At 71.4% G+C, this 20,729-nt stretch carries 20 protein-coding genes and 1 pseudogene; 13 read left to right on the top strand and 8 right to left on the bottom strand.

Annotated features, from left to right (window positions below):
* Nucleotide 1 precedes the first annotated feature (1 nt).
* Nucleotides 2–1,981 (bottom strand): potassium-transporting ATPase subunit KdpB, encoded by a 1,980-nt coding sequence (gene kdpB, locus ASC77_RS05870; protein ID WP_056149982.1) that lies wholly within the window; start codon nt 1,979–1,981, stop codon nt 2–4.
* 11 nt (nt 1,982–1,992) lie between these two features.
* Complete coding sequence (gene kdpA / locus ASC77_RS05875) at nt 1,993–3,657, bottom strand: potassium-transporting ATPase subunit KdpA (protein WP_056149654.1); 1,665 nt, start codon at nt 3,655–3,657, stop codon at nt 1,993–1,995.
* 198 nt (nt 3,658–3,855) lie between these two features.
* Between kdpA and ASC77_RS05880 the strand changes: the two genes are divergently transcribed.
* Together ASC77_RS05880 and ASC77_RS05885 are read left to right on the top strand one after the other, a co-directional pair.
* Nucleotides 3,856–5,361, top strand: coding sequence for an AMP-binding protein (locus ASC77_RS05880; RefSeq protein WP_056149656.1), 1,506 nt, complete (start codon nt 3,856–3,858; stop codon nt 5,359–5,361).
* A gap of 30 nt (nt 5,362–5,391) precedes the next feature.
* The gene (locus ASC77_RS05885; RefSeq protein WP_235547465.1) at nt 5,392–6,141 is read left to right on the top strand and encodes an ABC transporter permease; all 750 of its coding nucleotides are present in this window, start codon (nt 5,392–5,394) and stop codon (nt 6,139–6,141) included.
* Here the strand turns inward: ASC77_RS05885 and ASC77_RS05890 are convergent.
* Nucleotides 6,138–7,562 carry a Ppx/GppA phosphatase family protein gene (locus ASC77_RS05890; protein ID WP_235547467.1) on the bottom strand — a complete coding sequence of 475 codons (1,425 nt, stop codon included), beginning with the start codon at nt 7,560–7,562 and terminating at the stop codon, nt 6,138–6,140. The two genes, ASC77_RS05885 and ASC77_RS05890, sit on opposite strands and share 4 nt — an antisense overlap.
* Before the next feature lie 57 nt (nt 7,563–7,619).
* On the opposite strand from ASC77_RS05890, the gene ASC77_RS05895 reads away from it, so the two are divergent.
* Complete coding sequence (locus tag ASC77_RS05895) at nt 7,620–9,287, top strand: SulP family inorganic anion transporter (RefSeq protein WP_056149658.1); 1,668 nt, start codon at nt 7,620–7,622, stop codon at nt 9,285–9,287.
* Between the two features lie 49 nt (nt 9,288–9,336).
* A complete protein-coding gene (locus ASC77_RS05900) occupies nt 9,337–9,567 on the top strand; it encodes a hypothetical protein (protein ID WP_056149992.1) in 231 nt (76 codons plus the stop codon).
* Nucleotides 9,568–9,570: 3 nt separating this feature from the next.
* Here ASC77_RS05900 and ASC77_RS05905 read toward each other — a convergent pair whose 3' ends face one another.
* The gene (locus ASC77_RS05905; RefSeq protein ID WP_235547469.1) at nt 9,571–9,885 is read right to left on the bottom strand and encodes a MerR family transcriptional regulator; all 315 of its coding nucleotides are present in this window, start codon (nt 9,883–9,885) and stop codon (nt 9,571–9,573) included.
* An 81-nt stretch (nt 9,886–9,966) separates the two neighbouring features.
* Here ASC77_RS05905 and ASC77_RS05910 point away from each other — a divergent pair, with 81 nt between their 5' ends.
* The 3 genes from ASC77_RS05910 (at nt 9,967) to ASC77_RS05920 (ending at nt 11,532) form a co-directional block, all read left to right on the top strand.
* On the top strand, nt 9,967–10,404 hold the full coding sequence (locus ASC77_RS05910; protein WP_056149995.1) for an Hsp20/alpha crystallin family protein: 438 nt from the start codon (nt 9,967–9,969) through the stop codon (nt 10,402–10,404).
* Between the two features lie 205 nt (nt 10,405–10,609).
* A complete protein-coding gene (locus tag ASC77_RS05915) occupies nt 10,610–11,014 on the top strand; it encodes an STAS domain-containing protein (protein WP_056149662.1) in 405 nt (134 codons plus the stop codon).
* Nucleotides 11,015–11,136: 122 nt separating this feature from the next.
* Entirely contained in the window at nt 11,137–11,532 is a 396-nt protein-coding gene (locus ASC77_RS05920; RefSeq protein ID WP_162249794.1) for an ATP-binding protein, read from the top strand.
* On the opposite strand, the gene ASC77_RS05925 is transcribed toward ASC77_RS05920, so the two are convergent.
* From ASC77_RS05925 to ASC77_RS05935, 3 genes are read right to left on the bottom strand one after another with little or no spacing between them, the layout of a single operon-like run.
* A complete protein-coding gene (locus tag ASC77_RS05925; RefSeq protein ID WP_056149664.1) occupies nt 11,503–12,234 on the bottom strand; it encodes a glycosyltransferase in 732 nt (243 codons plus the stop codon). The two genes, ASC77_RS05920 and ASC77_RS05925, sit on opposite strands and share 30 nt — an antisense overlap.
* Entirely contained in the window at nt 12,231–13,571 is a 1,341-nt protein-coding gene (locus ASC77_RS05930; RefSeq protein WP_056149666.1) for a bifunctional PIG-L family deacetylase/class I SAM-dependent methyltransferase, read from the bottom strand. Before ASC77_RS05930 ends, ASC77_RS05925 begins: the two co-directional genes overlap by 4 nt.
* The gene (locus ASC77_RS05935) at nt 13,565–14,599 is read right to left on the bottom strand and encodes an acyl-CoA dehydrogenase (RefSeq protein ID WP_156390928.1); all 1,035 of its coding nucleotides are present in this window, start codon (nt 14,597–14,599) and stop codon (nt 13,565–13,567) included. The genes ASC77_RS05930 and ASC77_RS05935 overlap by 7 nt, the downstream gene beginning before the upstream one ends.
* A gap of 204 nt (nt 14,600–14,803) precedes the next feature.
* Between ASC77_RS05935 and ASC77_RS05940 the strand changes: the two genes are divergently transcribed.
* Together ASC77_RS05940 and ASC77_RS05945 are read left to right on the top strand one after the other, a co-directional pair.
* Nucleotides 14,804–15,028: a hypothetical protein gene (locus ASC77_RS05940; RefSeq protein WP_056149669.1), complete on the top strand. Its 225-nt coding sequence runs from the start codon at nt 14,804–14,806 to the stop codon at nt 15,026–15,028.
* Nucleotides 15,029–15,202: 174 nt separating this feature from the next.
* A complete protein-coding gene (locus tag ASC77_RS05945) occupies nt 15,203–15,808 on the top strand; it encodes a helix-turn-helix transcriptional regulator (RefSeq protein WP_056149671.1) in 606 nt (201 codons plus the stop codon).
* A 49-nt stretch (nt 15,809–15,857) separates the two neighbouring features.
* On the opposite strand, the gene ASC77_RS05950 is transcribed toward ASC77_RS05945, so the two are convergent.
* A complete protein-coding gene (locus ASC77_RS05950) occupies nt 15,858–16,217 on the bottom strand; it encodes an ArsR/SmtB family transcription factor (protein WP_056149673.1) in 360 nt (119 codons plus the stop codon).
* 78 nt (nt 16,218–16,295) lie between these two features.
* Between ASC77_RS05950 and ASC77_RS05955 the strand changes: the two genes are divergently transcribed.
* The 4 genes and pseudogenes from ASC77_RS05955 (at nt 16,296) to ASC77_RS05965 (ending at nt 20,663) form a co-directional block, all read left to right on the top strand.
* The gene (locus ASC77_RS05955; protein ID WP_056149675.1) at nt 16,296–16,694 is read left to right on the top strand and encodes an ArsI/CadI family heavy metal resistance metalloenzyme; all 399 of its coding nucleotides are present in this window, start codon (nt 16,296–16,298) and stop codon (nt 16,692–16,694) included.
* 181 nt (nt 16,695–16,875) lie between these two features.
* A pseudogene (locus tag ASC77_RS27840) lies at nt 16,876–17,256 on the top strand (IPT/TIG domain-containing protein); the annotation flags it as partial.
* A gap of 75 nt (nt 17,257–17,331) precedes the next feature.
* The gene (locus ASC77_RS05960) at nt 17,332–19,152 is read left to right on the top strand and encodes a putative Ig domain-containing protein (protein ID WP_235547473.1); all 1,821 of its coding nucleotides are present in this window, start codon (nt 17,332–17,334) and stop codon (nt 19,150–19,152) included.
* A gap of 335 nt (nt 19,153–19,487) precedes the next feature.
* Nucleotides 19,488–20,663 carry an IS481 family transposase gene (locus ASC77_RS05965; protein WP_056149678.1) on the top strand — a complete coding sequence of 392 codons (1,176 nt, stop codon included), beginning with the start codon at nt 19,488–19,490 and terminating at the stop codon, nt 20,661–20,663.
* Nucleotides 20,664–20,729 lie beyond the last annotated feature (66 nt).

Raw genomic sequence — 20,729 nt, forward strand, 5'->3', positions numbered from 1 at the left:
GTCAGACTCCTGGGATCAGCGAGATGACGAGGTCGAGCAGCTTGATGCCGACGAACGGCGCGATCAGGCCGCCGACCCCGTAGATGAGCAGGTTGCGGCGCAGCAGGTCGGCCGCCGACGACGGCGTGTAGCGCACCCCGCGCAGCGACAGCGGGATCAGCGCGACGATGACGAGCGCGTTGAAGACGACGGCCGAGAGGATCGCGGACTCGGGCGACGACAGCCGCATCACGTTGAGCACGTCGAGCTGCGGGAACGCGACGACGAACATCGCCGGCAGGATCGCGAAGTACTTCGCGACGTCGTTGGCGACCGAGAACGTCGTGAGCGCGCCGCGCGTGATCAGCAGCTGCTTGCCGATCTCGACGACCTCGATCAGCTTGGTCGGGTCCGAGTCCAGGTCGACCATGTTGCCGGCCTCCTTGGCCGCGGTCGTCCCGGTGTTCATCGCGACGCCGACATCGGCCTGCGCGAGCGCGGGCGCGTCGTTGGTGCCGTCGCCGCACATCGCGACCATGCGGCCGCCCTCCTGCTCCTTGCGGATCAGGGCGAGCTTGTCCTCGGGCGTGGCCTCGGCCAGGAAGTCGTCGACGCCGGCCTCCTCGGCGATCGCCCTGGCGGTGACGGCGTTGTCGCCGGTGATCATCACCGTGCGGATGCCCATCGCGCGCATCTCGTCGAAGCGCTCGCGCATGCCCTCCTTGACGACGTCCTTGAGGTGGATGACGCCCAGCAGGCGCTGCTTCTCGGCGACGACGAGCGGCGTACCGCCCGTGGAGCTGACCTGCTCCACCAACGCGTCGAGCTGGGCGTTCGAGCCACCGACCCAGGCCGTCACGGCCGACGCCGCACCCTTGCGGATCTCGCGACCCGGCAGGTCGATCCCGCTCATCCGGGTGGTGGCCGAGAACTGCACCAGCACGGCCTCCGGTGGTTGAGGAAGGCGCTCTGCGCCTGTCTCGAAACCACCCACCAGGGTGACGATCGAGCGACCCTCCGGCGTCTCGTCGGCGAGCGACGAGAGCAGCGCGGCCTCGGCGAGCTCGGCATCGGTCACGCCGTCGAGTGGGAGCAGCGCGGACGCCTGCCGGTTGCCGTAGGTGATGGTCCCGGTCTTGTCGAGCAGCAGTACGTCGACGTCCCCGGCGGCCTCGACCGCGCGACCCGACATCGCCAGCACGTTGCGGCGCACCAGCCGGTCCATGCCGGCGATCCCGATGGCCGACAGCAGCGCCCCGATGGTGGTGGGGATCAAGCAGACCAGCAGGGCGGTGAGCACCACCACCGGCTGGTGGGCGTCGCTGTAGTCGGCGACGAAGTAGAGCGACACCACGACCACGACGAAGATCGCGGTGAGCGAGCCGAGCAGCACGTTGAGGGCGATCTCGTTGGGCGTGCGCTGCCGCTCGGATCCCTCGACCAGCGCGATCATCCGGTCGACGAAGGACTGGCCGGGATCCGAGGTGATGCGGACGACGATCCGGTCGGAGAGCACCACCGTGCCGCCGGTGACGGCCGAGCGGTCTCCCCCGGACTCACGGATCACCGGAGCGGACTCACCGGTCACGGCCGACTCGTCGACCGACGCGACGCCCTCGATGACGTCACCGTCGCCCGGGATGCGCTCCCCCGCCTCGACGAGGACCACGTCACCGACCCGCAGCGAGGTCGAGCTCACGACGTCGTACCCGCCGTCGGACTCTGCACCTCCTCTTGGCAGCCGCCGAGCCGTGGTCTCCTGCTGGAGCGCCCGGAGGCTGGCGGCCTGGGCCTTGCCGCGGCCCTCGGCGACCGACTCGGCGAGGTTGCCGAAGAGCACGGTCAGCCAGAGCCAGATCGCCACGCCGACGGCCATCGTGCTCGGATCGAGCACGGCCATCACGGTCGTGGCGGCGGCACCGATCTCCACGACGAGCATCACCGGAGTGGCGAGCAGCTCGCGCGGGTCGAGCTTGCGGAAGGCGCCGGGCAGGGCACCCATGAGGTCGACGTTCACGACAGGGACTCCACGATCGGACCGAGGACGAGGACCGGGACGTAGGTCAGACCGACCACGACCAGGGCGACGCCCGAGAGGAGGGCCACGAAGAGTGGCCGGTGGGTGGGCAGGGTGCCGGCGCCCGGTGGCAGCCGGCGCTGCGCCGAGAAGCGACCGGCGAGGGCGAGGACGAGCACGATCGGCACGAACCTGCCGAGCAGCATGCACAGGCCGAGGAGGGTGTTCCAGAACGGCGTACCCGACGTCAGCCCGCCGAAGGCGCTGCCGTTGTTGTTGGACGCCGACGTGACGGCGTACAAGGCCTCGGACAGTCCGTGCGGTCCGGACTCTTGCAGCCCGACCAGTCCTTGCGACGCGGTGATCGCGACGGCGATGCCGGCGAGCACCAGCAGCGGCGTGGTCAGCACGTAGAGCGCGACGAGCACGATCTCGCGCTGGCCGATCTTCTTGCCGAGGTACTCCGGCGTGCGGCCGACCATCAGCCCCGCCAGGAAGACGGTCACGACGGCGAGCATCAGCATGCCGTAGAGGCCGGAGCCGACACCGCCGGGTGCGACCTCGCCGAGCATCATGTTGAACATCGCGACGCCGCCTCCGGGGGCGGTGAACGAGTCGTGCATGGCGTTCACCGCACCGGTCGAGGTGCCGGTCGTGGCGGCCCCGAAGAGCGCCGAGCCCGCTGTGCCGAAACGGACCTCCTTGCCCTCCATCGCACCGCCGGCGAGCCCGGGCGCGGTGCCCGGACCGGCCATCTCGGCCCAGGTGAGCAGCGCGATCGAGACGCCCAGGAGTAGCGCCATCACGGCCAGGACGGCGCCGCCCTGACGCCGGTCGCCGACGATCAGGCCGAACGCCCACGCCATCGCGAAGGGGAGCAGGAGCAGCAGGAAGATCTCGAAGATGTTGGTGAACGGCGTGGGGTTCTCGAAGGGGTGGGCGGAGTTGGCGTTGTAGAAGCCGCCGCCGTTGGTGCCGAGCTCCTTGATCGCCTCCTGGCTGGCGACCGGTCCCCCGGTGATGTCCTGGGTCCCGCCGGTCAGCGTGTGCACGGTCTGGGGCTCGAGGAGGTTCTGGACGACGCCGAGCAGCACCAGCACCACCGCCGCGACCAGCGCGATCGGGAGCAGAACCCGCACGACGGTGCGGACCAGGTCGGCCCAGAAGTTGCCGACCCGGCCGTCGCGCAGGTTGCGGGCCAGGCCACGGGCGAGCGCGGCGGCCACGGCCATGCCGACGCCGGCCGAGACGAAGTTCTGCACCGTGAGCCCGGACATCTGGAAGAGGTGGCCGGTGGCGGCCTCGCCGGAGTACCACTGCCAGTTCGTGTTGGTCACGAACGAGACCGCGGTGTTCCAGGCGCCGTCGGCCGGCAGGCCGGCGAAGCCGAGCGAGAGCGGCAGCAGGTCCTGCAGCCGCCCGAAGGCGTAGAGACCGAGGATGCCCACCAGCGAGAAGCCCAGCACCGACAGCGCGTAGGCCTTCCAGTGCTGGTCCGCGTTCGGGTCCAGGCGCAGCGCCCGGTACGACGCGCGCTCGACCGCGAGGTGTCTCGGGGACGTGTAGACGTGCGCGAGGTAGCGGCCGAGGAACGGGACCGCCAGGACGAGCGCGGCGACCAGCACCGCGATCTGGCCGAGGGCGGGGACCACGCTGCTCATCGCGACAGCCTCCGGTCGAGGACGCCCACGAGGGCGGCGAGCAGCACGAAGGCGAGGAGGGTCAGGAGGACGTAGAGGAGATCGGACACAGGACATTCCTAGGTCCGCCGAGCGCTCCACCCGGCCTCTCTTGACGGATCCTTGACGCCCCCGGGGGCGTTCTTGACGGTGCCCGTACGCAGGGTAGAAAGGACCTTCGTGAGCAACCTCGCCGACGCCGTCTTCCAGCACGCCGCCGACGACCCGACCCGGGTGGCGGTCAGAGCCGGCGAGACCACCGTGACGTACGGCGTGCTGCGCGACCTCGTGGCGTCGTACGCCGCGCGCGTCACCGCCGCCGGCATCCGGCCCGGCGACCGGGTGCTGCTGGTCGCGCCGACGGGCGTGGAGTTCGTCGCCGCCTACTACGGCCTGCACGCCGCTGGCGCCGTCCTGATCACCATGAACGTGATGGCGACGGCCCCCGAGATCGGCTACGTCCTCGACGACGCCGAGGCGTCGCTGGTCGTCGCCTGGCACGGCAGCGCCGCGTCCGCGACGACCGCCGCCGAGGAGCGCGGCATTCCTGTGTGGACCGCCGGGCCCCTCGAGCAGTGGCCCGCCGGGGACGGCGTGGCCGCGCCCGTCGAGCGCGCCGACCACGACACCGCCATCATCATCTACACGTCCGGGACCACCGGCCGGCCCAAGGGCGCGGAGCTGTCGGTCGGCGGCGTCTTCGCTCTCGTCGACGCCGCCCGTCAGCGGCTGGCCTTCGACCCGGCGACCGACCGCGCCGGGACGGCGCTCCCGCTCTTCCACGTCTACGGGCAGCTGATCGTCCTGCACATCTCGATCTCCCTCGGTGCCCCGGTCTCCCTCCTCCACCCCTTCGACGCCGACCGGATGCTCGCGATGATCCGCGACCATCGGCTGACGATCGTCTCGGGCGTGCCGGCCATGTGGATCGCGATGCTGCACGCGGCCGGGGACGCGCGTGCCGAGGACTTCGCCCACCTCCGACTGGCGTCGTCGGGCGGGGCATCGCTGGCCGCGGAGGTGATCCGTGCCTTCCAGGAACGCCTGGGCATCCGGATCCGTGAGGGCTACGGCCTCAGCGAGACCTCCGGCTGGGCGACCTCGACGCCGCACGACCAGGAGCCCAAGGTCGGCTCCGTCGGTCGCGCGGTCCCCGGGATGCAGCTCGAGGTGCGCGACCCCGAGGGCCGGGCCGTCCCCGTCGGCGAGGTCGGCGAGGTCTGGGTCAAGGGACCGATCGTGATGAAGGGCTACTGGAACCGCCCCGAGGCCACGGCCGAGACCATCCGGGACGGCTGGCTGCGCACCGGCGACCTCGGCACCCTCGACGAGGACGGCGACCTGCGCATCGTCGACCGGCTCAAGGAGCTGATCATCCGCGGCGGCTACAACGTCTACCCGCGTGAGGTCGAGGAGGTGCTCTACCAGCACCCCGACATCGTCGAGGCCGCCGTGGTCGGCGTCGCCGACCCGACGTACGGCGAGGAGGTCGCCGCCGCCGTGGTCCTGCGCGAGGGCGCCGACCTCGACGCCGCGGCGTTGCGCGCCTGGGCCAAGGAGCGGCTCAGCGCCTACAAGGTGCCGCACCTCGTGCAGGTGCTGCCCGCTTTGCCCAAGGGACCGTCCGGCAAGATCCTGAAGCGCTCGATCGACCGCGACCGGTTCCGGGCGACGGACACCGCCTGACCTCGAGGTCCCGCAGGGGACAATGTCGACGTGGGCGTCGTCGAGCACTACCTGGCCTTCGGCCTCGGACTGCTCGCGATGACCGCGCTCACCGTGGGTCTGGGCCGGTGGGCCGGGATCGGCCTCGGGCTCTTCCCGCTCTGGGCGATCCTGCGCGCCGTCGCGCAGCTCACCGTCGTCGCCCTGCTGCTGCGCGGGATCCTCTCCCTCCCCTGGACCGTGGTGCTGTTCCTGGCGCTGATGCTCACCACCGCGTCGTGGACCTCCGTGCGTCGCCTCGCCGAGCTGTGGCGCGGGCGTCGGGCCGCCGTGGTCGGCGTGCTGGCCGGGTCGCTCATCACGCTCGTCGCGGTCTTCACGCTCCAGCTCGTCGACCTGCAGGTCCGCTACCTGGTCGCCGTGGCGGGCATCGTGATCGGCAACGCGATGAGCGCCGCCACCTTGTCCGGCCGCAACTTCCTGCGCGGCTCGGCGGCGCGCAGCGACGAGATCGAGGCGTGGCTCTCGCTGGGCGCGACGCCCGCTCGCGCCCACGAGGAGATCGGCCGCGAGGCCGTCCGCGAGTCACTGCTCCCGACGCTCGACCAGACGAAGTCCACCGGGCTGGTCACCCTGCCCGGTGCGTTCGTCGGCGCCCTCTTCGGCGGCGCGAGCCCGGCCGAGGCAGCCCAGTTCCAGCTGGTCGTGCTCGCCGGGATCGCGCTCGCCATGACGGTGACGAGCATCGTGGTCACCCAGGTCGTCGGCCGGACGCCGTACGTCGCGGGCAGCCGCTCCTAGCCGGTGCCGAAGCGGCTCGCCAGCACGCCGTGCCGCAGGCCGCGGTCGCTGACCCGCAGCTCGTCCTGGCCGAGCGCATCGAGGACGGTCCGGACGATGCAGGCGCCCGCGAGGATGACCTCCGCCCGGGCCGGCTGGAGCCCGACGACGGTACGACGCTGCTCGGCGCTGCTGGTCCGGTAGAGCTCGATCTGCCGGTCGATCTCGGCCCGGTCGAGCACGGTGCCGTGCACGACCTCGGGGTCGTAGTCGGCGAGCCGGTGGCTCACGGCGGCGAGGTTGGTCAGGGCGCCACCCATGCCGACCAGCAGGTCCGGCCGCTCCCGTCCCGCGAGCCCGTCGAGCTCAGCGGCGACCTCGGCCAGCGCCCGCGCCAGGACCTCGGTCGTCACCGCGCCGTCGAGCCCGAACCGCTCCGTGAGCCGGACCGCGCCGATCGGCACGCTGAACTGCTCCGTCACCTCGCCGTCGCGGGCGAACGTGAACTGCGAGCTGCCGCCTCCGGTGTCGAACACCACCAGCGAGCCCGTGGTGGGCAGCCCGACGGTTGCCGCGCGCACCGCGAGCCGTGCCTCGTCCTCGCCCGAGATGACCTCCAGGTCGACACCGCCGCGCTGCCGAACCGCCTCGACCACCTCGCCTGCGTTGGTGGCGGCCCGCAGGCCGGCCGTCCCGACCACCGCCACCTCGCGCGCCCCGAGGCGCCCCGCCTCGGCAGCCATCTCCGCGATCGCGTCGACCGTCCGCCGCATCGGCTCCGGACCGATCGACCCGCCCGCGCTGAGCCCCTCGCCGAGCCGCGTCACCTCGGCGCGGTCGACGACGGCGGCGCCCCAACCACCCGACTCCGTGAGATCGGCGACGACGAGCTTGACCGAGTTGGTGCCGACATCGATCACGGCGTACCGCTGCCTGCCGAACCCGACGAGCGCCGCGAGCCCGCCGGCGTAGCTGGTGTTGGGCCGCCCACCGAGCCCGAGCCGGTCCCGCAGCGCCACCACCAGCGCCGGGTCCTCCGACTCGACCGCGATGCTCCGCGTCACGAGGTCGCCCACACGCACCTCGGTGAGCTCGGCCAGGCAGCCGTCGACGGTCGAGCGGTGCCGGGTCTTGTGCACGTCGACGCGGAGGACGCCGAGGGACGCGGCGACCTCGTCCACCTCGTCGGGGGCGAGCGAGATCGGGGCCTTCAGCGTCGGCGCCCACTGCTGCAGCCCGTCGTCGTCGACCTGCCGCAGCCGCTTGACGTCCAGCAGCCCGGCGCGGAGCTTGACCAGCGAGTCGCGGGCCGTGGAGAGGAGGTAGACCTCGTCGCTCTCGACGACGACCGTCGCCTCGTCGGCGAGCAGCTGCCCGGTCTCCCCGAAGTCCGGCGCGAAGCAGCGCCACTCCCAGCGCGGGATCACCTCGTCCAGTGCCACCCTCGCAGGCTCCCAGAAGCGGCGCCTGCGGCGATAGTGCGTGAGTAGGCTCCGGCCATGCTCGTGCCGATCGCCGGCTGGATCCGCACCTACGAGCGCCGCTGGCTGCGCGGCGACCTCGTCGCCGGCGTCGCGGTCGCGGCACTGATCATCCCGAAGAACCTCGGGTACGCCGGGATCGCGGGCATCCCCCTGCAGAACGGGCTGTACGCCGCCGCCGCGGCCGCGATCCTGTACGCCGTCTTCGGGACGTCGCGCCAGATCTCGATGGGCCCCAGCTCCGGGCTGGCGGCGGTCGCGGCGAGCGCGGTGCTGACGGCCGGGATCGCCGGCGAGGACGACACCGCGACGTTCGTCGCCGGCATCACGGTGGTCTCGGGCCTGCTCTTCCTCCTGCTGGCCGCGCTGCGGATGAGCTGGATCGCCCGCTTCCTCTCGCAGGCCGTCGTGACCGGGTTCCTGTTCGGTGCCGCCATCGACGTCGTCATCGGCGAGCTGCCCAAGATCACCGGCACCGACGCCGACGGCTCCAGCGCGTTCCGCGAGCTCTGGTCGTGGGTGCGCACGTGGGACGACCTCGATACGACGACGTTCGCGGTCGGAGCCACCGCCCTGGTGGTCGCGTTCGGCGTACGGCGGGTGGCGCCGTCGGTGCCCAGCGCCCTGGTGCTGCTGGTCGGCGGGCTGGTCGCCAGCGCCCTGCTGGACCTGGAGGGTCGCGGCGTCGCGGTCGTCGGGACCATCCCGAGCGGGCTGCCCGCGCCGACGGCCCCTGACGTCCGGATGCTGTGGGCCCACGCCGGGGTCGTGGTGACCGCGGCCGCGGCGCTGGTGCTGATCGGCTTCTCGCAGACGGCCGGCGACGCCAAGGTGTTCGCGACGCGGCACCGCTACCGCATCGACATGGGGCAGGAGACCGTCGCGCAGGGGATCGCCAATGCGGGCGCGGGCATCCTCCAGGGGATGCCGGTCTCGACGAGCCTGTCGGCGAGCTCGCTCAACGACCACTCCGGCGCGCGGACGGGGCTGGCGTCCCTGACGTCGGGCGTGGTGGTCGTGCTGACGCTGCTGTTCCTGGCCCCGCTCTTCGACGGGCTGCCCCAGCCGGTCCTCGCCGCGCTCATCATCGAGGCGGTCGTGATGGGCATGATGAACGTCGCCGAGATGCGCCGGCTCGCCCGGGTGCAGCGGGTCGACTTCTGGATCGCCGTCGTGTCGATCATCGCGACGCTCGCCTTCGGCGTGCTCGCCGGCGTCGTCTTCGGGATCGCGCTGTCCCTCGTCTGGCTCATCGCCGTGTCCACGCGTCCCGCGATGCCACTGCTCGGTCGCAAGCCGGGGACGACGATGTTCCGTGACCTGGACCGGCACCCGGCGTACGAGCGCGTCCCGGGCGTCGCGGTGCTGCGCCTCGAGGGCGGGCTGTTCTTCGCCACCACCGAGGCGCTCGACGAGCGGGTCCGCGCCCTCGTCGAGGACGACCCGGTCCCCGTCACGTGCGTGGTGCTGGACTGCTCGGCGATCACGTTCGTCGACTCCCAGGGCGCCGCCGCGCTCAGCGAGCTCGTCGTCCTCGCCGACGAGCACGACATCAGCCTGCGCCTGGCCCGCGTCGACCCCGGCGTGCGCCGTACGCTCGCGCGCGACGGCGTCGTCGAGCGGCTCGGCCCCGACCACCTGCACCCCAGCGTCAACGAGGCCGTCGAGCGGGAGCTCGCCGGCTGAGATGCCGAGCCCGTCGGATGCGGAGCGTCGCGGTGGGTACCTCGACGTCATGACGACACCTGACGCACCGTCCCGTCCCGACGACACCGAGGGCCAGGTCTCCGAGGTCTCCGGTCTCAAGGACCCCGACGAGCAGATCTCTCCCGAGGACTCCGTGGCCGGAGCGCCCGAGGGTGAGAGCGGTCGCGCGGACGAGGGACCGACCGGGCCCGACGCCGTGACGAACGACCCGCGGCAGGACCGTCACCCGGACCAGGACGACGTCGAGACGACCGGCTGATCGCTACTCCGACGCCGCCGAGCCGTCGCGCCGTCGCAGCCGACCCTCGAGGTGCCGGACCCGGTCCTCCAGGGCGATCACGCGGGCGATCCCGGCCAGGTTGAGGCCCTCGGCGAGGAGCTCGCGCACCCGGTGCAGGCGGTCGATGTCCTCGAGGCTGTAGAGCCGCGAGCCGCCGGAGGTGCGCTCCGGCGCGACCAAGCCGTGGCGCTCGTAGACGCGCAGGTTCTGGATCTGCATCGACACCATCTCGGCGGCGATCGAGATCGCGAACACGCCGCGACTGCGGGGGCGATCCTCCTCTTGACTTCGGGTCACGGTTTGAATATATAAAACCTGTAACCGTCAGTATAGATCCAGGGCCTCGTCCCTGGGCGCGATGAACCAGGAGGACATGTGATGCTGCTCCGTACGACCGACCCGTTCCGTGACCTCGACCGCCTGGCTCAGCAGGTCCTCGGCACCACCAACCGCCCCGCGGTCATGGCGATGGACGCCTGGCGCGAGGGCGACCGCTTCGTCATCGAGTTCGACCTCCCCGGGGTGGCCCGGGACAGCATCGACCTCGACGTCGAGCGCAACGTCCTGACCGTCCGCGCGGAGCGCGTCGCACGCAACGGGGACTGGGAGGCGCTGGCGTCCGAGCGCCCGCGTGGCGTGTTCAGCCGCCAGCTGGTGCTCGGTGACAACCTCGACCTGGACCGCATCGAGGCCGGGTACGCCGACGGCGTGCTGCGCCTGGTGGTGCCGGTCGCCGAGCGGGCGAAGCCGCGCAAGATCGAGATCTCGCACGACGCGTCGACCGGGACCTCCGACCCCGCGGCGATCAACGCCTGACCCGCACACGGCGAGGCCCCGGGACGTCCGCCCCGACGCAGGAGCGCAGCGCCCCGGGGCCTCGCCCCGCCGACCGGCGTCCACCGCAGTGCACCCTCAGGGGGGGTGTGGGTCCGCGCCGCGCCACCTACGGTGGAGTGACCAGCCGTCGTGGTCGCCAACTCGGGCCCCGCAAGGCCGGTGGAGCAGGCAGGGCGCCGTGAGCATGGACATCTCCGACTTCGTCACGGTGGTCCGTGTCGAGCCGCCCGCCGCGCTGCTCTCCGTGGCCGGCGAGCTGGACGTCTTCACGACCCTCCAGGTCCATCGCCAGGCGACCGACGCGATCGCGGTCGGGTGCGCCGAGCTCCGGGTCGATCTCTCCGAGGTGACGTTCATCGACGCCTCCGGCGTCGGTCTCCTGGTCCGGCTGCGCACCGCGCTCGCCGAGCGTGGCGGACGACTCGAGATCGTGGGGGCGAGTGCCTGCGTGCTCCGCCTCCTCGCGCTGCTCGGGCTGACCGACGCGTTCAGGCTCGGACCCGAGTCGCCGCGAGCCGGGGGACGGACCGGCGCGCTGCTGACCCTGCGGCGGATCAGGCCGCGGCGGCGGCGGCCCGGCATCGCCTGAGGTGATCGCGGTCCCAGAGGGTGGTCAGCTCGTTTCCCGACCTGCCTGCGGGGTACTCCACCTCCAACGACCGGTGCGGACGGAGCACCGCGCGGATGGCGATGGCATCGGGAGTGAGCCCAGTGAACGACTGGCGACAGACCTCCCACAGCGAGACGTTCGAGTCGGCGGCACTGTCGGCCCGCACCGCACGTGACGTGCTGCGCGGCGTGTGCGCCGACGCCCTGGTGCCGCCGCCCCTGGTCGAGACGGCTCTGCTGCTGGTCAGCGAGGTGGTCACCAACGCGGTCGTGCACGGCGACGGCCGACCGGTCCTCGACATCGACGTGGGTCGGGACGTCCTGCGGGTCACGGTCACCGACGACGGACCCGAGATGCCCCGGGTGCTGCACGACAACCCGCTCCTCGCGCCGGGCGGCCGCGGCCTCCAGCTCGTCGACACGTTGTCCACGCGCTGGGGCACCGAGCGCCGGGTCCCGACCGGGAAGTCAGTGTGGTTCGAGCTCGACCACGGATGAGCCGACGACGGTGGGCTGGTCCGGCTCCCGGGTGAGCGCCCGCAGGTAGCCGGCGAACCCGCCCGGCGTACGTCCGCTCAGCCGGGCGGACGTCGTCACCTGGGTCCCGGCGACCCACGGGCGGCCCGTCCGCCGGACCGCCTCGACCAGAGCCACGTCCTCGTGCTCGCGCACCTCGAGGAAGCCGCCCGCCTCCAGGTACGCCGCGAGCCGGACCCCCAGGTTGGCGCCGTGGACGTGGAGACCCGGACCTGCATGGCGGAGCCGCCATCCGTGCAGGCCGGCCGGGGACAGCTCGTCCGGATCGGGGCGGACGGCTCCGACCACCAGGTCGTGGCCGAGGTCGGCGAGCTCAGCGTGATCGACCAACCAGCTCGTCGGGACGACCGTGTCGGCGTCCGTCGACGCGACCCAGACGTGGTCGGGCGAGCAGTCCGTCAGGACGGCGGCCCGGGCGACACCGGCGCGCCTGGCCGCCCCGACCGAACCGACGTCCACGACGACGCAGTCGGCCCCCGCCTCCTGCGCGATCACGGTGGACCGGTCGGTGCAGCGGTCGAGCACGACGACGACGTCGAGGGTGAGCGACGGCCGCCGGTCCAGGAGCACCGCTCGCGCAGCGGCCACGGAACCGAGGCACGCGCGCAGGCGCGCCTCCTCGTCGCGTGCGGGGATCACGACCGCGAGGCGGGCGAGACTCATACGCCGGCCTCGGCCTCGGGCAGCGGGGACCGGGAGAAGACGGTCAGCTCGAAGTCGCGCTCGCGGTAGGTCCCGACCTCCGGGCGCGACAGCCTGCTCCGGAACCGGTCGTGGACGGCGGGACCGTCGAGCGGCCAGCCCTCGACCCGGTGCCTCCAGTGGCACAGGACCAGGTCGCCGTCCGGGCCGAGGGCGTCGTCGATCCGCGCCACCAGGTCGTCGAGGTCGGCCGGGCTGAGGAAGTAGCCGACCTCGGAGAGCACGACGAGGTCGAACTCACCGGGCGGCCAGTCCCCGGGAAGGTCGCGTCGCTCGACCGCGACTCCCGGTCGGGCACCGAGGCGCTGGGTCGCCGCGGCCACGGCAGCGGGGCTGGCGTCGACGGCGAGGAGGTCCCGGCTGCGCTCGGCCAGGTCCGCCGCCAGCGCGCCGGTCGAGCAGCCGATCTCCAAGGTGCGGCCGTAGATCGGGCGTGGCAGGGCGGCCACGGTGAGGGCCCGCTTCCGCTGCTCGTACCACCTCGAGTCCACGCCCCACGGGTCCGCCTCGCGCCGGTGCAGGTCGTCGAGGGCCGGGTCGTCGGCCCGCTCGTCCAGGTAGGTCTCCGACGGGGTGAGGAAGTGCTCGAGGAAGTCGTCGCGCAGGAGCTGCTCGTCGCCGGCGACCGGAGACAGCGGGCGCACCTGCGTGCGGTGGCTGCCGATCGCCGCCCGCTTCGCGGACGCGATGCTCGGCGACAGGGCGAGCCGCCGTACGCGGGACCACGGCATCTGCTCCGGCGTCGCCCAGTGCCAGAACCACAGCGGGTACTGCAGCAGCTCGGCGCCCGAGCGGTGCGCGGCCACCGCCGCTGCTCGCCCGCAGGCCTCGTGGTCCGGGTGCCCGTCGTGCCGCCACGGGCTGAGCAGCAAGGTGTGCCGTCCGTCCCCGAGGATGCGGACCAGCACGTCCACGAGGTGCTCCTCGAACGCGGCGACCTGCCCGTCCGGGACGCGCAGGTACGTCGTGGCGCTGCCGGCCGCGACCTCCGCGAGCGCTGCTCGCGACTCGGCCAGCCGAGCACGTGCGAGGCGGTCGGGCGGCAGCGTCGGCGAGTGGGGATGGCTCCGCTCACCGGCGGTGGCGAGCACCAGCTCGACCTCGAGGCCGAGCCGGGCGGCGGTGCCGAGCAGGCCGGCCGCGCCGAGCGACTCGTCGTCGGGATGGGCCGCCAGCACGACGATCCGCTGCAGCTGCGGGTCGATCTCCACGGGCGGGACCGTGGCCCAGGTCGGGTCCGCGGCCCAGACCGTCTGCGCGGTGCCCGGCTCGTCGTGGCGGAACTCGGCGGCTACCACTCCCCTGCTCCGTCCACGACCTGACCGCCCAGGGCGACCAGGTCGCGCTCGGCGTGGTGCTGGCGCAGGTAGAGGTGCAGGTCGGCGACCCGCCCGGCGTGGTCGGGCTCGGCGACCAGCGGACCCGGGCCCAGGGCGTGGTCGGCCGTCCTCAGGACGGTCTCGGCCGCGTCGAAGACCGCCTGCCGGGTGCGCAGCGCGAGCACCACGCCCGCGCCCGCAGCGGCGTGGCCGGCGTCGACCCGGCGGGCCGCTTCGGCGAGGGCGCGGCGGGCCGCAGACAGGGCGGCGTCGAGCGTGCCGAGGTGCAGCAGCGCCACGTCGTCGGGACGGCGCTGGGCGGCGACCGAACGCACCCGGTCCGCCACCGCGACGGCCCCGCCGAACCAGACCGCCGCCACGCCGATCCCGCCCCAGGCGAACCCATCGCGCTCGAGGTACCAGCCCGGCCCACCCACGGGCGAGGCCGAGGTCCCGTCGAAGGACACCGGAGTGCTCACGATGTCGGTGAGGCCGCGCGCCGCCCAGGGGCCGGGCGCACGCTCCACGGTCGGGTCGTCGAGGGCGACCGCGAACAGCCCGCGCCGGTCGTCGTCCACCCAGGCCGTCACCAGCGCGTGCGTGAGCCGGTCGGCGAGGGAGCACCAGGGCTTGGTGCCGTGCAGCACCCACCCGCCGTCGACGGGCTCGGCCCGGAGCCGCACGCCGGGTCCCTCAGCAGCGAACACACCCCACGTGCTCCCGGCGGGCGCGTCGAGGCCGGCCTCGTGCAGGATCGCGCGCGCATCGAGGTGCGGCTCGACGGCTCGCGCGACCTGGAGATCCGTGCAGCCGAGCGTCGCCAGCGACTCCCAGAGGAACCGAGTCCGGCCGTCCCCCGGGTCCGGCAGCGAGAGCCCGGACGCGAGCTCGATGGCCGCGTCGACGTCGCCGTCGGAGAGATCGCCGGCGTCCGCCCCCAGCCGGTGCAGGAGCTCCACGTCCTCCGGACCGGCGTCCGGCGGGTCCAGCACGATCGGTCGACCCATGTGCGCCCCCTCTCACGAGTGCGAGCACCGGTGCGACCTCGGAGCTGATCCGGCTGCGTGAGCGGACCGGCGCCGAGGTCGCACGGGTACTGACACCCCTGTAACCACGACGCCCGGGCCCGACCCTCACCCTTTCGGGCGGCTCAGCCGACCCGGTCGACTCCGACACGGATGGCCTCGTCGTGCGGTGGGTACGCACCCGGCATGAGCGAGAGCACCAGCAGTGACCGGACCGCAGCCATCCAGGCGGTCGTCGACCGCGTCTCCTCCTACCAGGACGGCGCCCCCGAGGGGACCGTCGAGTCGGAGCTCCGCAGCGGGCTCGCCGACGCCGGCGTCGAGCTCGAGGACCGCGAGGTCGTCGCGCTCGCCGAGGCCGTCGAGGCCGAGCACGGCAACGTGATCGTCGGGCACGTGCTGGGAGGCTGACCGGCCAGTCCCGCCTGCGCGTTTCACCCGTTCGGGTGATTATTGGGTCAAGCGCGCCCCGATGCTCCTCAGATCACAAAATTTTGTGGAATGACCGGGCGATTTCGTGGGAAAAACGGCGTCATGCCCGCGGTACACACCAGGGTTGCGGTGATCAGTCCGCAGCCACTCACCATGGCCGGCTTCGCCGCCATCCTGGGACGGCATCCCGACCGGTTCGAGCTCATCACCACCACCACCTGGAGCGATGATCTCGAACGGGATGACGAGCCCGACGTCGTGCTGTACGACGTCCTCGGACTGGTCCGGGGCGACGGATCCGACCTCGACTACCTGATCAAGGAGACACACGCCGCGGTCTTCGCCGTCGGCCGTGACCTGCGTCCCGCGCTGCTCAGCCAGGCGCTGGAGCAGGGCGCGGACGGGTTCTTCTCCGAGGACGTCACCGAGGACGAGCTGCTGGCCGCCATCGACTCGGCGATGACCGGCTGGCTCCCCGGCGACGAGGGACCCGACCCGGTCGTGGGGTCGAGCACCTCCGCCCAGCGCGCGACGCAGCTCGGCACCGACCTGGGACTGAGCCGACGCGAGGCGCAGGTGCTGGCACTGGTGGCCCAGGGGCTGGCGAACGACGAGGTCGCCGACCGGCTCTTCCTCAGCATCAACTCCGTCAAGTCCTACATCCGCACCGCCTACCGCAAGATCGGTGCGACCACGCGCAGCCAGGCGGTCGTGTGGGCGGTGGAGCACGGGTTCACCACCCATCGCGGGGACGGCTGACCCCAGCCTGCCCCGCCGCCGACGCCCTGTCCGGCACGGGCAAGGACGGTCACGCAGTGACACCGCCCAGCAGCGCGGCCAGGTCGCCGAGCGCTCCGGTATTCACGCGGTAGTAGACCCACACACCCCGCTTCTCGCGATCCAGCAACCCGGCCTGGTGGAGCAGCTTGAGGTGATGGCTGATCGTGGGCTGGGACAGGTCGAAGGCGTCGTTGAGGTCGCAGACGCACACCTCCCCGTCCGCGTGCGACGCGACCAGGGAGAGCAGTCTGAGTCGGACCGGGTCGGCGATCGCCTTGACCAGGGGGGCGATCCGTTCGGCTGCGGCCGCCGACAGCGGCTCCCGGGTGACCGGCGAGCAGCACGCGGCCGCCTCGACGGGGGTGAGCTCCAGCAAAGACTTCGACATGCGTCGATATTGACAGACCTCGATGTCTGGGTCCAGTCTCGTTATATTCACGTTCATCAATGTCCCAGGAGGCACGCCATGTCCCGCATCCAGTTCGCCCTCAACGTCGACGACATCGACGCCGCGGTCGACTTCTACGCCACGCTCTTCGACACTCCCCCGGCCAAGCGTCGGCCGGGCTACGCCAACTTCGCCGTCGAGAACCCGCCGGTGAAGCTGGTGCTGTTCGAGAACCCCGCCGCGACGGGCACCCTCAACCACGTCGGGGTCGAGCGCTTCTCTGCCGAGGAGGTGCACGCCGAGGCCGACCGCCTCGAGGGCGCTGGCCTGACGCTGGACGTCGAGGGCGACGTGGTGTGCTGCCACGCCCGCCAGGACAAGCACTGGGTCACCGGTCCCGACGGACTGCGTTGGGAGAACTACGTCGTCCTCGCCGACGCACCCGAGCCCGAGGTCGCGGAGGCCTGCTGCAGCTGAGATAGCAGGGAGGCGCCCTATGTTGATGAAATCCCGCGACCGCCGATCGTGACGAATCTGCGCAGGTATAGGGAAGGCATCAAGGCACGCGGTTCTCGCGGTCTGCTTCGTTCGCGACGGCCATGACAGCAGACATGGCCACCCCGGGCGGAGCCGCACCACGACATTCGAGGAGCCTCGCATGCGCTCTCATCACACCCAGTCCCACCAGGTGCGGAGCGGTGCTCGAGCCCGTGCCGCGATCGGTTGCCTGCTCTCGCTCGCCCTGGTCGGGACCGCGCTGGCGACGCTCTCCCCCGCCTCCGCCGCCGAGCAGACCGCGCAGGCACGCTCCTCAGAGGCGCGCGCCGCGAAGCCGAAGCCGCACGCGAAGCCGGCCGTGACCAGGGTGACTCCGGCCCGTGGCGTCGTGACCGGCGGCACGAAGATCACGATCCGGGGCAAGAACTTCACGAAGGTCAAGAAGGTCACCGTCGGCGGCCAGCGGGCCATCGGCGTGAGGGTCGTCAGCTCGAAGAAGGTCACGGCAACGGTTCCGCAGAGCATGCCGGGGAAGGTCGCGGTCACCGTCTTCACGAAGTCCGGCAGGTCGAGGACGACCCGAGCCAGCACGTTCACCTACCAAGACCCTCCGACCGTGTCGCGGAGCACGTTCGTGCCGAAGACCGGTGTCGTGACCGGGACCGACGTCGCCTGGGTGACCAGCGCCGACCCCGCAGGTGGAGAGGCGCCGGAGGGCGGACCGTGGCTCGTCGGCATCAGGTCCGGCGGTGCGATCCCGGTCGTCGGCGGCGGCTACTACCTTCCGGCCGACAACACCGCGTTCCCCGGCGGGCTCGCCGGCAAGGTCACCGGCATCTCGAGCCAGGCCGACGACATCACGGCCGTCACGGTGACCGCGGCCCCGCTCGACGAGATCGCAGACCGAGCCAGCGCCACCGAGAGCGGACCGGGTCTCGGGACGGAGGTGACCAGCGCGCCGGCCGCGCGCCGCCCGGCCAACGCCCGCCGCGCCGAGGGGGCACTCAGCTTCAACTTCCCGAAGATGACCGGATCCTTCTTCAACTGCCAGAACACAGCGGGCCAGACGGCGTCGTTCGGCGGTTCGGTGAACCTGGCGTTCGCCAACACCCGCCACGACTTCTCCTTCGACAAGGGAAGTCCGCTCTTCGGCGTGGCCCCCTACGTGAGCGCCTGGATCCGGACCGACGTGACCGTGACCGGCAAGATCTCCGCGAGTGCGAAGATCACCTGCAGCACGAGCGAGGCCTGGGAGAGGGCCAACGAGAAGGACTTCCTCGTCGGCCAGTTTCTCATCAAGGTCCAGCCCACCGCGTCCTTCTCGATCTCCGCCGGCACCAACGCGATCGTCATCACGCAGACGACCAGGCGGATGGTCGGGTTCTCGGTCTTCAACAACCGCCCGACGATCTACAACACCAAGGTGAACCTCGGCACCCGCGTCGACGCCGGAGACATGTCCGTGAAGGTGGAGGCGTCGGCCGGCATCCAGACCCGCGTGCTGTGGCTCGGTGCACTCGGTGGCCAGCTCCAGATCCTTCTCTCGATCAGCGGCAAGGTCGTGGCGAAGGCCAACCCCCGCCAGGCGTGCGTCAACATCACGTTCGGGGTGAAGTTCGTCGGCAACCTCGTCGTCGACCTCTGGGTCAAGAACTGGAAGATCGCCACCGCCAGCGTGTTCGCACCCATCATCACGTGGGACAAGTGCACGGCCCCGACCAGCGCGATACCCGTCACGGACGATCCAGCGATCACCACGGTGCAGCTCCCGAACGCCAGACGGAACTCCCCCTACGACACGACCCTGCAGACAGCAGATGGCCGTGACGGCACCTGGGGCATCGACACCAGCCACTTCCCACAAGGGCTGAACCTCTCCTTCGCAACAGGTGAGATCACCGGCAGCCCGACGGCAGGGGTCGGCACCTACCGGTTCACCGTCACCTTCACCGACACAACCGGGAGGCAGACCTCCGCCGTCGTCACCCTGTACGTCGGTCCGGCACTCGTCGGCGGCGGCGACTTCCAAGCGACACTGACCTGGGGTCACTACGCCGACATGGACCTCCATGTCACCGACCCCGCCGGCGAGGAGATCTACTACGGCAACCGGACCAGCGACAGTGGTGGACAGCTCGACCGCGACGCCAACGCCGGCTGCGGCGAGCAGAACCCGTCGCCGGTCGAGAACGTGTACTGGCCGCCGAACGGAGCACCCGTCGGCACGTACGCGGTGCAGGTCGTCACGTGGTCCGCGTGCGGCACGGTGTCCCAGCCCTGGCACCTGACCGTCCGCGTCCGCGGCGCCGTCGTCCTCGACATCTCCGGGAACGGCACCTCGGCCCAGTACGAGGTCAACGTGGGCAACGGTCTCGCTCGGGTCGTGGGGCACCACCCCTCGACGAGCTTCAAGAGGACCGCGAAGCCCACGAGATGAATCGAGCGGCACACATGCCAGAGGCCCTCACAGTCAGACTGTGAGGGCCTCTGGCGATTTGTAGCGGGGGCAGTGTGCTGGTTCAGGACATCCCGGACACATGTCTCACGTCATCCCGGACTGATGTCTCACGACATGCCGGACGTGGGGTGGGTGTATATGCATCGGCCGATAGACGTGCGGGATGTCGAAGGCCCGCCTGGTCATCACCGCCGTCACCCTCGAGAACCGCACCGTCGCGGAGGTCGTCGCGACCTACGGCGGCAGACGTTGAACGACTTTGGGTGTAGATGCACCGGCTTGGGTGTAGATGCACCGGCCGATAGACGTGCGGGATGTCGAAGGCCCGCCTGGTCATCACCGCCGTCACCCTCGAGAACCGCACCGTCGCGGAGGTCGTCGCGACCTACGGCGTCTCGAGGTCCTGGGTCTACGAGCTCCTCGCCCGCTACCGAGACGAAGGCGAGGCCGCCTACGAGCCCCGCTCCAAGGCCCCGAAGACCACCCCGGGCGCGACCCCACCCCAGACCGTCGACCTCGTCCTCCGGCTCCGCAAGCAACTCCTCGAGGCCGGCCACGACGCCGGCGCCGACACCCTGGGCTGGCACCTGACCCACCACCACCAGATCACCCTGTCCCGRGCCACGATCCACCGGATCCTGACCCGGGCAGGTGTCGTCACCCCCGAGCCGAAGAAGCGACCGAAGTCCTCCTACATCCGCTTCCAGGCAGCCATGCCGAACCAGACCTGGCAGTCCGACTTCACCCACTACCGGCTCTCAACCGGCCAGAACACCGAGATCATCACCTGGCTCGACGACTGCACCCGCTACGCCCTGCACGTCTCCGCCCACCGCGCGATCACCACCCCAATCGTGGTGAACACGTTCCGCACAGCCGCAGGTCAGCACGGCATCCCCGCATCCACACTCACCGACAACGGGATGGTCTACACCGTCCGACTGGCCAGCATCGGCCACCGCGGCGGCCGCAACGGATTCGAGCAACAACTCCGCGACTGGCACGTGGCCCAGAAGAACAGCAGACCCAACCACCCCACCACCTGCGGCAAGGTCGAACGCTTCCAACAGACCCTGAAGAAGTGGCTACGCGCCCAACCCGACCAACCCGCCACCATCGCCGACCTACAAGACCTGATCGACCGATTCGTCACCGCCTACAACCAACACCGACCGCACCGCTCGCTACCGCACCGCGCGACACCAGCAACGATCTACGAGTCCATGCCCAAAGCCGTCCCCGGCCCCACCCGCGACACCGAGACCCACGACCGGATCCGACACGACATCGTCGACAAGTCCGGCTCCGTCACCCCGCGCGTCAACGGCCAACTACGCCACATCGGCATCGGACGAACCCACGCCCGAACCCACGTCATCCTGCTCGTCCAGGACCGCGACGTACGCGTCATCAACGCCATCACCGGGGAACTGCTCCGCGAGCTCACCATCGACCCCAGCAAGGACTACCAGCCACGAACCCCCAAATGAAGAACACCCGAACCTACGTTTCCGTAGGTCCGGGTGTCCGCGATGTCCTGAGACATCACACTGTCT

It is taken from the genome of Nocardioides sp. Root1257 (genome assembly GCF_001425175.1).
Taxonomy (GTDB): Bacteria; Actinomycetota; Actinomycetes; order Propionibacteriales; family Nocardioidaceae; genus Nocardioides.